The 12,799-nt window shown below is 45.0% G+C and carries 10 protein-coding genes; 1 reads left to right on the plus strand and 9 read right to left on the minus strand.

Features of this window, described 5'->3' with window-relative positions:
• Nucleotides 1-229 precede the first annotated feature (229 nt).
• The gene (gene rlmD / locus FNC98_RS12050) at nt 230-1,564 is read right to left on the minus strand and encodes a 23S rRNA (uracil(1939)-C(5))-methyltransferase RlmD (protein WP_143581473.1); all 1,335 of its coding nucleotides are present in this window, start codon (nt 1,562-1,564) and stop codon (nt 230-232) included.
• A gap of 448 nt (nt 1,565-2,012) precedes the next feature.
• On the opposite strand from rlmD, the gene barA reads away from it, so the two are divergent.
• A complete protein-coding gene (barA, locus tag FNC98_RS12055) occupies nt 2,013-4,793 on the plus strand; it encodes a two-component sensor histidine kinase BarA (protein ID WP_143581474.1) in 2,781 nt (926 codons plus the stop codon).
• Between the two features lie 589 nt (nt 4,794-5,382).
• Here the strand turns inward: barA and acpS are convergent.
• The 8 genes from acpS to FNC98_RS12095 form a co-directional block, all read right to left on the minus strand.
• A complete protein-coding gene (acpS, locus tag FNC98_RS12060) occupies nt 5,383-5,763 on the minus strand; it encodes a holo-ACP synthase (RefSeq protein WP_143581475.1) in 381 nt (126 codons plus the stop codon).
• A gap of 583 nt (nt 5,764-6,346) precedes the next feature.
• Nucleotides 6,347-7,114, minus strand: coding sequence for a pyridoxine 5'-phosphate synthase (gene pdxJ, locus FNC98_RS12065; RefSeq protein ID WP_143581476.1), 768 nt, complete (start codon nt 7,112-7,114; stop codon nt 6,347-6,349).
• A 27-nt stretch (nt 7,115-7,141) separates the two neighbouring features.
• Nucleotides 7,142-7,861: a DNA repair protein RecO gene (gene recO, locus FNC98_RS12070; RefSeq protein WP_143581477.1), complete on the minus strand. Its 720-nt coding sequence runs from the start codon at nt 7,859-7,861 to the stop codon at nt 7,142-7,144.
• A gap of 3 nt (nt 7,862-7,864) precedes the next feature.
• Nucleotides 7,865-8,776: a GTPase Era gene (gene era / locus FNC98_RS12075; RefSeq protein ID WP_143581478.1), complete on the minus strand. Its 912-nt coding sequence runs from the start codon at nt 8,774-8,776 to the stop codon at nt 7,865-7,867.
• A complete protein-coding gene (gene rnc, locus FNC98_RS12080) occupies nt 8,769-9,449 on the minus strand; it encodes a ribonuclease III (protein WP_409574554.1) in 681 nt (226 codons plus the stop codon). Before rnc ends, era begins: the two co-directional genes overlap by 8 nt.
• Nucleotides 9,450-10,370: a signal peptidase I gene (lepB, locus tag FNC98_RS12085; RefSeq protein ID WP_143581479.1), complete on the minus strand. Its 921-nt coding sequence runs from the start codon at nt 10,368-10,370 to the stop codon at nt 9,450-9,452.
• A gap of 6 nt (nt 10,371-10,376) precedes the next feature.
• Nucleotides 10,377-12,167, minus strand: coding sequence for a translation elongation factor 4 (gene lepA / locus FNC98_RS12090; protein ID WP_143581480.1), 1,791 nt, complete (start codon nt 12,165-12,167; stop codon nt 10,377-10,379).
• 73 nt (nt 12,168-12,240) lie between these two features.
• Nucleotides 12,241-12,792: a SoxR reducing system RseC family protein gene (locus tag FNC98_RS12095; protein WP_185967957.1), complete on the minus strand. Its 552-nt coding sequence runs from the start codon at nt 12,790-12,792 to the stop codon at nt 12,241-12,243.
• Nucleotides 12,793-12,799 lie beyond the last annotated feature (7 nt).

Genomic DNA, 12,799 nt, shown 5'->3' on the forward strand with positions numbered 1-12,799 from the left:
GCGTCATATTTTATGGTGGAGTCTACCGAAGGTGGAGCAAAACGCTCCACTGCGTCGCGTTTTGGGATATTAAGTTCACTTCCTTTGCAGCTGAGCAGCAACTCCACCATCGAATCGTTTTCTGATTCGACTCCACCTTTGAAACGCTTTCCGTTTCAACTCCACCATTGACGTTTTACGTCAACTCCACCATCGACGCCATACGTCGACTCCACCTTTCACAAAACCGCTACCGGGGGTTGGTTTTGTGAAAGAGCGCCATCGTCTCAACATGGCGGGTCTGGGCAAACATATCTAATAACGCTATTTTTTCGAGTTTGTATCCAGATGCTAGCAATAGTTGGCTGTCCCGAGCCATAGTTGCAGCATCGCAAGAAATATAAAGTACCTTATCTACCCCTAACTCAGCAATAGGCTTAATCGCACCAATGGCTCCTGCCCTTGCTGGATCTAACAACACTTTATTAAAAGCAAGGTTTTCCTGCCATGGCCACACTAGATTTTCGGCGTTTAGGTCGGCCTGATAAAACTGACAATTGTTGACACCATTCGCCTTGGCGTTGGCAGTGGCCCTGTCTACCATTTCCTGAACACCTTCAACACCAACCAGAGAATTAACCCGCTTTGCAATGGGTAAGCTGAAATTACCCAGGCCGCAAAATAAGTCCAAGACACTGTCATTCATATCCAACGACAACCACGCTATCGCCTGCTCCACCATTGCCTTGTTCAGTTCTGCATTTACCTGAATAAAATCCCTTGGCGAAAAGTATAATTGGCAATCATCGATTTGATAGGACAATTGAGAATTGCCATTGGCTGACAAATCTATGGTCTGTTGATCATCGACAACCAATATCCGGTAATCATGTTCAAGGCCAAACTGACGCAAAGATTGGCGGTTTTTTTCGGATAATTTTCCTAGATATCGAAACACCAGAGTCACGTAGGCAGTATAAAAAGCCTCAACGTGGCCTATGACCTGACGACCAGCCAATTGTTCGATAAGTTTTTGTAGTGGCGGAAATACATCCGCGAGGGGGCGTACCAAAGTTGGGCACGATTTAATGGGCGTAATATGCTTGGAATTTTTCTGGCGAAAGCCAATGCTCGGTTCGTTTAAGCGATTGTATTGAACGCCAATCCTCGCCTTGCGTCGATAATGCCAGGGTTCCGATACCACTGGCGGCTGCCAAGGTAGATTTTCAGCGCCAGCATTTCTCTTGAAAACCTCATCGATTTTTTGTTTTTTAACACTGAGTTCCAACTCACCATCCATATGCTGGAAATCACAACCACCACACTGATAAAAGTGCTTACAATCTGGGGTGATGCGCTGAGCATTGGCATTACTCACCTTAATAGCCTTCGCCCGGATGAACTTTGACTGTTCGCAGACCACTTTGGCTTCCACTGTTTCGCCAGGTAATGCGCCGGCAACAAATACAGATTTTTGTCCGTGGCGGGCAACACCGTCACCGTTCATATCAAACCGCAAGATATCGACTTGAATTTTTTGCTCAGTGTTGTTTTGCCGTTTAGGGGATTTAAAAATTTTTACCATAAGAATTCCGATAGTTCGTCAGCTAAAGACTTATAGCTGACGAAGTGGGAGTAAAATGTTCCGCTGCGTCTCATTTTAAGTTGGAGTCTAACGATGGTTATGACCACGGATGGTCGGTATACAGAAAATGCAGGAGCAATTTTCTGAGGAGTAAACACTCCCTAGCGTCGTATTGATGGTGGATTCTAACGATGAACGACTGTGTCTGTTCATTGCAGCTTTGCTGCAACTCCACCTTTGAAACGTTTACGTTTCAACTCTACCATCGACGCTCAGCGTCGACTCCACCTTCGAAACGATAAACGTATGCCGTTTAACGTTTCGATTCCTCTCTCGTGCAAAAGTTGTAGTCGAAGCGAGTGTCGCTTCGACTACAACTTTTGCACGAGTTATGCCATGATGAGAGAAGTTTAAACAAAAACAATTCTAACACGGTTTCTGTACCTATATGTTTAAAATCAGTCTGCGCGATTGGGTAATATTATTAACCATCTTGCCAACTACCGTAATTGGACTCAGTTTGGCCGGCTTCTTCACGTTTTCACGAATATCCGATCTCGAAGCCAGCTTGTTTTACCGTGTTAATGCGATTTCCCAGCCCCTAAAAATCAGCGCTCAGTCTGGGCTAAGAAATAATAACGTACGATTCCTGGATGAGTTATTAAAAGAATTACAGGTAAATCAAAACGATTTACTCGATAACATGCTGATATTGAGCGACCGGCTGGAGACGGTTGCGGTTAGTCGCCAAGACGTTGATAGCAGTGTTTTGCTAACAGCTGAGATACGCAACAACCTTGCTAACACTCAGTTTGTTGCTTTTGAAGATTACTACCTTTACACCTCACCAATTACCTTAAATCAATATACCGTAGATGGGCAGCGTGAAAGGCAGTTACTGGGATATCTGCTGCTGGTCGTAGACAGAACCGATATCACCATGCATGAACAAAGCCTGTATATCGTCTCATTTTTGATAATCCTGATGTCGGTATTGTTATCTGGTGTGTTTGCAAACCGGCTCATTAACCGGATTGCGATTCCGGTACAACAAATGAACCTGGCTATCGACCGGATGCGCAACGGCCTCTACGACACGCAAATCGATGCTTATTATAAAGGTGAGCTTGAGGAGCTTCGCAAAGGCTTGAACATTTTGTTTTTCTCGTTGCGCGATTATCACAATGATTTAGACCGAAACATTGATCAGGCGACAACGGATTTACGAGAAAGCCTTGAGCAATTTGAGATTCAAAACGTCGAACTCGATTTAGCCAAGCGCCGAGCATTAGAAGCTAGCCGGGTTAAATCTGAATTCCTCGCGAACATGAGTCACGAATTACGCACACCATTAAACGGCGTTATCGGCTTTACCCGTCAGGTATTAAAAACCCCGTTATCGAATACTCAGCGAGATTATTTAAGTACCATTGAACGTTCAGCCAATGGTCTGCTTACTATCATCAATGATATTCTCGATTTCTCGAAACTTGATTCCAACCGTCTCATCATAGAAAACATACCGTTTGCTTTTAACGCCACGATTGAAGAAGCCGTAACCTTGTTGGCGCCAGCCGCCAACGACAAGAACCTGGATTTTTCGGTACGTATCAACCCTAATTTACCGGATGCTCTTATCGGTGATGCGATGCGTATTCAACAGGTTCTGACGAATCTGGTAGGTAACGCGATTAAATTTACCGATACCGGCTCGATCGAGATTGATATTGATTATAAGATACTTGAAGACTCGAATATTCAACTTGTGATTGCGGTTAAAGATACCGGCATTGGAATTAGTTCGCAGCAACAGGAAAACTTGTTTGAAGCCTTTGGCCAGGCTGACAATAGTATTACCCGTATGTATGGTGGTACGGGGTTAGGTCTGGTTATTTCCAAACGTCTTGCTCAGGAAATGAATGGCGATATTCGTTTTGAGAGTCGCCCCGATCAGGGAACGACTTTCTGGTTCGAATGGCAATGCCAACTTAATCCCCTGCCAATTGACAGCAAACCATACCCGAGTGACTTAAAGGGCAAAAGCGTCATAGTTTACGACCCCCTACCGCACTGTCGCCTGGCGATTAACGAATTGCTTAAGTTTTGGCAAATGCAGGTAGCAGTGGTAACCAGCACCGAACAGCTTTTGCAAACCAGTGAAGAACAATCCTTTGATATGGCCGTAGTAGGTATTCACTTGCTTGAATCCAACATCGATGATTCAAGGCAATTAGTTCACAACTTACATCAATATGTTGAAGACATTTTCGTTGCCGTTAACTCCAATGCCGTGAACCTCTCGGAAGCCTTTATCTCTGCTGGGGCACGCAATTGTTTTAGCAAACCGATGATGGCGAATAAGCTCGCACAGCTCATATCAAAAGACGATAAGATTGCAGCGCAGTCTTCACCGAAAGCCCTACCTCAGAAAAAACTTGCAATCAAAGTTCTCGCTGTTGATGACAATGAGGCCAATTTAAAATTAATCAGTACATTATTGTCTGAGCTGGCTGAGTCGGTTGTCACCGCCAGCAATGGTAAAGAAGCTGTTGATTTGGCCTCTAAAGAGCGCTTCGCGTTTATCTTTATGGATATTCAGATGCCAATCATGGACGGTATCACCGCCATGGAAAAAATTCGCTTAACGACGCTCAATAGTGATACCCCAGTAGTGGCAGTGACAGCGCACGCATTGCAGGGCGAAAAAGATAAAATGCTGGAAACCGGGTTCTTTGGTTATATGACCAAGCCGATAGATGAAACCCTGTTAAAGCACTATTTATATGAGCACGGAATGGAAGAGCCGGCACTGGTTTATAGTCGCCCGGAAGTCGCCCCACAGGACATATTCCCGATAAGTAAGTACAAGAGTGTCATCGACTGGTCACTCGCCATCGAGCGTTCGGGTAATCGACCGGAACTTGCCAAAGATATGCTGTCGATGTTGTTAAAATCGTTGCCGGAGACCAAAGCGACGCTGCAAAAACATCTGGAAAATAACGACCAACAAGGCTTTATTCAGGCCGTCCATAAACTTAACGGCGCATGTTGTTATAACGGTGTTCCAAGATTAGAAAAAGTTTGCCGGGAAATTGAAACCCAGTTAGGTGAGCAGGATCTGGCGAGCATCGAGCCGGAGCTTCTGGAAATGTTTGACGAGATTGACAAACTTATCGATGCCAGCGAAGAAATAACGAAAAGCCTGGATGGGAAAAACTCAACTAGGTAAAAGCCTAATTAGGTAAAACCCTAATTAAGCTTTTACCTAAGTCGGAGTAAATACTCCCTAGCGTCGTATGTAAGGTGGAGTCTGACGAGGGTTATGACCACGGATGGTCGGTAAACAGAAAATGCAGGAGCAATTTTCTGAGGAGAAAATATTCCACTGTGTCACATTTTGGGTGGACTCTACCGATGTGCTGTACTTTGATTTCCAGTCGTAGCTGGAAATGACATAACATCTAGTTGGCAGACTATCGTCGGTGGATAAAACCTGCTCCGCTTGCGGTTTTTAGGTGACAGCTAACGCACTGACAAAAAACTGTCTCCTTCCGAGTCATCCCGGCGTAGGCCGGGATCTAGCTGTTATGTTGGTTTGCGAAAAGCAACCTCGAGACGAATAGTCTCGACTCCACCATTTCAGCTTCGCTGAAACTCCACCCTTTACGCATGCGTAAACTCCACCTTTGAAACGTTTTTTGTTTCAACTCCACCTTTGAAACGTTTTTTGTTTCAACTCCACCTTCGAATCACTTTTGATTCGACTCCTCCCTCGGCGCTCTGCGTCGACTCCACCTTTAAAACGTCTTCTGTTTTGATCACTTGCTTAAAACGACAAAGGCGATTGCGTAATGTTGTTCATCGGAAAGGCTTATGTGAAAGGAATTGGCACCAAGCTGCTCGGCAATTTCTAATGCGCGGCCAGAAAGGGTGAGTTGTGGTTGGCCATTGTCCAGGTTAGTCACTTCAAAGTGCTGGAATGATACACCGTCAGCAATGCCCTTCCCCAGAGCCTTTGCTGCTGCTTCTTTTGCCGCCCAGCGCTTAGCGAGAAATCTCTCTGGGAAATTATGGCTGCCATAAATATGCAACTCTGATTCGGTTAATACCCGTCTAGAGAGTTTCTCCCTGGCTCTGTCTGCCATCTCAGTAATCCGAGCGATTTCAATTAAATCGTTGCCAATGCCAACAACGGACATAATGTACTCCTGAAGTCGTAATTAAGGTGGAGTAACACTCCCACCTTATTTGGTGGAGTAAAATTTCCACTGCGTCAATTTTATGGTGGAGTCTACCGAAGGTGGAGTAAATACTCCCAAGCGTCGTATTTATGGTGGACTCTACCGATGTGCTTTACTTTGATTTCCAGTCGTAGCTGGAAATGACGAAAAGTTACCTCGAGACTAATAGTCTCGACTCCACCATTTCAGCTTCGCTGAAACTCCACCGAAAATTGCTCCTGCATTTTCGGCATATAAACCGTCCCTGGTTAAAACCTTTGAAACGTTTTTTGTTTCAACTCCACCATCAAAACGCCTTTTGTTTTGACTCCACCTTCGAATCACTTTTGATTCGACTCCACCTTCGAATCACTTTTGATTCGACTCCACCTTTTACGGTTTTTGTAAACTCCACCTTCGACGCTTTGCGTCGACTCCACCGAAAATTGCTCCTCGATAACTGCTCCTGCGTTATTCTACCTACATACTTCCATGTATTAGTGCATTTTCGGCATATAAACCGTCCCTGGTTAAAACCTTCAAAACGCTTAGCGTTTTGAGTTTAATGCCCGCTTGCGGCAGTAAACGGATTTAATTCCATCGCTCGCGCTTCGAGCATTAGCTGCTTCATATCACGCACCGCTTTGTCCAAACCATCAATAGCGGCGCGAGCAATAATGGCGTGGCCAATATTAAGCTCAATAATTTGAGGTATCGCGGCGATAGGTTTTACATTGAAGTAATGCAAACCATGACCAGCATTTACCTTCAGGCCAATGGAATCTGCGTATTCAATTCCTTTGATTAAGCGCGCCAATTCCTCGTGCATTTCAGCTTCGGTTTCAGCTTCTGCATACTGACCGGTATGAATCTCAATAAATGGCGCCCCTGCTGACTTAGCGGCGTCTATTTGCTGTATATCCGCATCAATGAAAAGGCTTACCGTCGTACCATGGCTTTTGAGTCTTGATACCGCGTCGGTAACTTTGTCTAGTTGTCCGGCTACATCCAATCCGCCCTCAGTAGTTAACTCTTCACGTTTCTCTGGAACCAGACAGCAAAATTTCGGTTTAATGGTTGCGGCAATATTGAGCATTTCTTCCGTTACCGCCATTTCCAGGTTCATTCTGGTTTGCAGAGTTCTGGCCATGACTTCGACGTCGCGGTCGTTAATATGGCGTCGATCTTCGCGTAAATGAATCGTGATGCCATCAGCGCCAGCGTGTTCGGCAACAGATGCCGCATGTACCGGGTCTGGGTAACTGGTGCCCCTGGCCTGTCTAAGTGTTGCAATGTGATCCACATTTACACCCAATAAAATATCTTTCATGGTTTTACTACTCTCAATGTTCCAAAGTCAGGATTTGCTATAGGCAAATAACTTTCGGCTTTGTAATGGTTTGTTGCCTAGCAATGGCTTAAATATCTGTCGCATCAGTACCTTGCAGGTCAATAGTACGTCTGGATCCTGCAAATTACCATCCCGGATCGCGAATAAGTGCTGACGAGAATATCGATTTGTGCGACTCTGGTAATCGGCAGCAACAAAGCCCTGCTCGGGCAAAAAGTACCAATACTCAGAGTCCCCTTCCTGGACCTGATTTTCGTCATCCAGCACTGAAAAATCGAGACTCAGGCCAAGCTCGTTTAGCAAAGTGAATTCAAACTTACGCAAAACCGGTTCAATAGGGTTTTGATGATTTAACGCTATTAATGAGTGATGATAATGACGGAACAGATCATCACAGCTGATATTTTGCGGCAGGATGCGAACACAAAGCTCATTTAAATAAAAGCCGCTATACAAGAATTGCTTTGTCAGGGGTAATGGTAGTTCCGCAGCTTCAATTTGAGTTAAGTTCAGCAACTGGCCTTTGCCTTTAAGTTGAACCTGAAGCAATGAGAAAGGTTGGAGCTGGGCGCGAACAGAGCTCTTGCGGTTTGCGCCTGCACGGGCTACGGCACTAATGTGCCCATGCTGTTCTGAAAGCAGGTTCAATAGCAGGCTATTTTCCCGATATGGACGAGAATGCAGCAAGTAAACAGTCTGTAACCCTAATTCCTCGTCCCTGCCCATGGTTTATCCTGAATAATCGTCTCCGTAACCCAAGCTACGTAACGCTCTTTCATCATCGGCCCAACCGGATTTGACTTTCACCCAGGTCTCTAAAAATACTTGTCGTTGCACAAGGTTTTCGATATCACGACGCGCTTCACGGCCAATCACTTTAAGTTTTTCGCCCTTGTTGCCGATGATCATACGTTTTTGTGAATTGCGCTCAACCAATATCAAAGCGTTAATATGAACAATGCCACTTTGATCAATTTTAAACTGCTCGATTTCCACTGTGGTTGAGTAAGGAAGTTCATCACCGGTAAATCGCATTAATTTTTCACGGATGATTTCCGATGCCATAAATCGAGAAGAACGATCGGTGATATAGTCCTCCGGAAACCAGAAATCTCCCTCAGGTAACGCCTCTAAGCAACGCTGGCGAATTTCATCGACATTATCGCCTTTGGTAGCACTGATAGGAATAATATCTTTGAAGTCATGTAACTGACCAAGAGTCTGCAGATGAGGCAGCAGCGCTTCTTTATCCTGAACGTTGTCTACCTTGTTGATAGCCAATATTACCGGGCGGCCACTCTTTTTGATTTTGTTGAGCACCAGCTCGTCATCGTCGGTCCAATGGGTACCTTCAACCAGAAAAACAATTAACTCAACTTCGGCAATTGAGCTACTCGCAGCTCGGTTCATTAGTCGGTTAATGGCGCGTTTTTCTTCTGAATGCAAACCTGGAGTATCCACCAACACTGCTTGCCTGTTATCTTCGGTCAAGATACCCAGAATACGATGGCGGGTAGTTTGCGGTTTTCGAGAGGTTATACTTACTTTTTGCCCCAGTAAGGCGTTTAGTAGTGTCGATTTACCGACATTTGGACGACCGACTAAGGCAACCAGACCACAATGTGGGGTTTGTTCAGACATTTAGTAACTCCAAGGCCTGTTGTGCCGCCGCCTGCTCTGCTTTGCGACGAGATGTGCCCTTACTAATAATAGTTTGTTCGATACCAGTTACCTGACAACTCACGGTAAATTCCTGATTATGGGACTGGCCGGCAGTATCAATAACTTCATAGCAAGGAAGAGGCAACTTTCGCCCTTGCAAATATTCCTGCAATCGTGTCTTAGGGTCTTTCTGCGCTTTACCCGGCTTGATGTCATCAAGGCGCTTAGCAAACCATTGACCTATTAGCTTCTGACATTGGCGCAGATCGGAATCAAGGTAGACTGCACCAATAATGGCTTCTGTAGCATCTTCTAATATCGATTCGCGGCGAAATCCACCACTTTTCAGTTCTCCCGGTCCCATCAACAGGTAATCGCCTAGTTCAAACCCTCGGGCAATTTCAGCAAGTGTTACGCCTCTTACAAGGCTGGAACGCATTCTGGTAAGTTCGCCTTCTGATGCACCTGGGAATCGCTGGTATAGTTCGTTGGCGATGATGTAGCCAAGAATCGAGTCACCAAGAAACTCCAGACGCTCATTATTGTTGCCCTTGGCACTTCGATGGGTAAGAGCCTGGGTTAACAGGCTCTTATCATTAAACTGGTATCCCAGTTTATTACTCAAACGTTGTAATTTATCGATACCAGTCAACTAGTTGATTCCACCAATTCGTTCAAATCTCACCCCAGTTGGAATCCAGGTTGGTAACCAACTGTCCTGGCCTCGCTCGAAATCAAAGCTCATCCAAATGGCAACCGCTTCACCAACCAGATTGTCCTCAGGAACAAACCCCCAAAAGCGACTGTCTTGAGAATTATCACGGTTGTCACCCATTACAAAGTACTGGCCTTCAGGAACCACCCACTGACCGCGAACCATGCCCGGTTGATTATAGAATCGGCGGGTTTGTTGATACGTATTGTTATTAACCAGGATTTCATGAGCACGTCCGGGTAAGTTTTCGGTATAACGCGTCAGTGGCATATCGAGCTGGTGATATTCACCACTAGCGATGAAATCATTTAAGACTTTTTCAGCACCTGGACAATCTGCAGTCTTATCGGTACATGCCGGCTGGATATAAAGAGTCTTATTGCGATAAATCACCACGTCTCCCGGGACACCAATTACGCGTTTAATATAGTCGATTCTTTCATCTTCTGGGTATTTAAACACCACAACGTCACCGCGCTCTGGTGCACCATTTTCCCAGAATTTGGTGCGGGTAACCGGATCTCTCAAGCCATAATTGAATTTATTAACAAGAATAAAATCACCGTCAAACAGGTTTGGCATCATTGAGCCACTTGGTATCTGAAAGGGCTCATAGATAAATGAGCGCAAGACCATAACAAAGGCAATAACTGGGAATATTTGTACCGACGTTTCGACAAATCCGTTTGGTTCGACAATTTTACGCTCCGCTTCTGCACTCAAAGGTTGCGCACATTGCGCCTGAGTCGCCGCCAGGTTTAACTGTCTTTTTGGCGCAAATACAAATTTATCCAGAAGCCAGACGGCACCCGTGACAAACGTTGCAATTACCAAAATCAGTGAAAAGTACATTGCCATAGCCTGTTATTTTCCTAGTTTTAAAACGGCTAAAAACGCTTCTTGAGGTACTTCGACGCTTCCTACCTGCTTCATCCGTTTTTTACCTTCTTTTTGTTTCTGTAATAGTTTCTTCTTACGACTTACGTCACCGCCGTAACATTTGGCGATTACGTTTTTACGAAGCTGTTTGACCGTTGTACGGGCAATAACATTGTTACCAATGGCTGCCTGGATAGCAACGTCAAACATCTGCCGATGTATTAATTCTTTTAGTTTTTCAACAAGTTGTCTACCGCGGGAAACTGAGTTTGTACGGTGAGTGATCATCGCTAACGCATCAACCCGATCGCCATTGATTAATACATCGGTTCTTACCATATCCGATGCTTCAAATCGTACAAAGTTATAATCCAATGATGCATAACCACGAGACGTTGATTTCAACTTATCAAAAAAGTCCATCACCACTTCCGCCATTGGCAGCTCATAGGTAACGGCTACCTGATTGCCATGGTAGGTCATATTTTTTTGCACACCGCGTTTTTCTACACAAAGGGTAATAACGTTACCCAAATGCTCCTGTGGCACAAGAATATGTGCTTCAACGATTGGCTCACGAATCTCTGAAATTTCATTTACCGCAGGTAAATCAGATGGGTTATCAATCGTTAATATTTCACCATCGGTGCGCAATACTTCATAGTTTACCGTCGGCGCGGTGGTGATTAAGTCTAAGTCATATTCCCGGGCCAAACGCTCCTGAATAATTTCCATGTGCAGCATACCAAGGAAGCCACAACGGAAACCAAAGCCCAGGGCGCCCGAGGATTCTGGTTCGAAGAACAACGACGCATCATTTAAGCTTAGTTTATTCAGCGCATCCCGGAAGTTTTCAAAATCGTCCGAGCTGATTGGGAAAATCCCAGCGTAAACCTGAGGTTTTACCTTTTGAAAACCCGGTAATGGCTCTGCTGCGGGTTTACGCGTTAAAGTTAACGTATCACCAACCGGTGCGCCGTGAATTTCTTTGATACCGGCAATAACAAACCCTACTTCACCCGTTTTCAAAACCCCGGTATCGGTTTGTTTCGGGGTAAATATTCCCACTTTATCAATGACATGTGTTTGCCCTGTGGACATTACCGTCATCTTATCGCCAGCTTTTACCTCACCATTGACGACACGTACCAAAGATACAACGCCCTGGTAGTTATCAAACCATGAATCAATGATTAGCGCCTGCAGGTTGTCATCTTTCTCACCTTTCGGTGGCGGAACATTGGCAACAATGCTCTCAAGCACATCTTCGATACCGATACCGGTTTTCGCCGAGCACCGGACAGCACCGGTGGCGTCGATACCAATAATATCTTCAATTTCTTCACTGACACGGTCGGGATCAGCTTGTGGTAAATCAATCTTGTTGAGAATTGGCACCACTTCTAAATCCATCTCAATCGCGGTGTAACAGTTTGCCAGGGTCTGGGCTTCAACCCCCTGACCTGCATCTACAACTAAAAGTGCACCTTCACAAGCAGCCAGAGAACGAGATACTTCATAAGAAAAATCAACGTGACCCGGCGTATCGATAAAGTTTAACTGATAAGTCTCGCCATCTTTGGCTTTGTAATCCAATGTTACACTTTGGGCTTTAATGGTGATGCCGCGCTCACGTTCAAGATCCATCGAATCCAAAACCTGAGCTTCCATTTCACGATCAGACAAACCGCCACAAAATTGGATAAGACGATCTGACAGGGTGGATTTACCATGGTCGATGTGAGCAATGATTGAAAAATTTCGGATATGCTTCATAGAGGGAAAACTAAGTAGAGTGTAATAAAATCAATAATGGCGTGATTTTAGCTAATTTCACGCCTCGCGGCTATCATTTGTTGTGGATATTCACGCCGATTGCGTTAGCGGCATGGGAATTGTCACATTTTCTCAGGATTTTCACCTGCAGCGCTTTTTGAGTATCAGGCCGGTTTTGAGAGTAACGAGCGAATAAAAAACCTGAGAGACTCGCAACTGCTGCCAACAGCAGGGCAAACAGTTCATGAAGCTGCCACTTATCTACCAACAAATACTGCCCTATCGCCCCACCGATTAACAAACCGATTAACGGTAAAATGTATACCTGCATGGCCGCAGACAACAATTTGTTTTCCGGCAGAGCAATAACAACTTCGTCGCCAACATTTAATGGCAGAGAAGATTGAATCGTAAGTTTCAGATACCGAGTACTCATACCCTTTGCGATTTGTCCACTGCCACAGGTATCGACCTGCTGACAGCTGGAGCAACCGGATTTAACGACACTTTCGACATCAACAAGGTCCCCCTGAATGCGAGTGACGCGTGCGGTTTCTTCGATCATTACAAACTCATGAATTGGTGTTAGGTTTCGGGATGTGGTTTCAACAAAATTAAACGTCATCCGCTTT

It is taken from the genome of Thalassotalea sp. PS06 (genome assembly GCF_007197775.1).
Lineage (GTDB): Bacteria > Pseudomonadota > Gammaproteobacteria > Enterobacterales > Alteromonadaceae > Thalassotalea_A.

Coding starts and splice junctions, on each gene's coding strand:
- rlmD (WP_143581473.1), bottom strand. CDS start 1,564: ATGGTAAAAATTTTTAAATCCCCTAAACGGCAAAACAACACTGAGCAA.
- barA (WP_143581474.1), top strand. CDS start 2,013: ATGTTTAAAATCAGTCTGCGCGATTGGGTAATATTATTAACCATCTTG.
- acpS (WP_143581475.1), bottom strand. CDS start 5,763: ATGTCCGTTGTTGGCATTGGCAACGATTTAATTGAAATCGCTCGGATT.
- pdxJ (WP_143581476.1), bottom strand. CDS start 7,114: ATGAAAGATATTTTATTGGGTGTAAATGTGGATCACATTGCAACACTT.
- recO (WP_143581477.1), bottom strand. CDS start 7,861: ATGGGCAGGGACGAGGAATTAGGGTTACAGACTGTTTACTTGCTGCAT.
- era (WP_143581478.1), bottom strand. CDS start 8,776: ATGTCTGAACAAACCCCACATTGTGGTCTGGTTGCCTTAGTCGGTCGT.
- lepB (WP_143581479.1), bottom strand. CDS start 10,370: ATGGCAATGTACTTTTCACTGATTTTGGTAATTGCAACGTTTGTCACG.
- lepA (WP_143581480.1), bottom strand. CDS start 12,167: ATGAAGCATATCCGAAATTTTTCAATCATTGCTCACATCGACCATGGT.
- FNC98_RS12095 (WP_185967957.1), bottom strand. CDS start 12,792: ATGACGTTTAATTTTGTTGAAACCACATCCCGAAACCTAACACCAATT.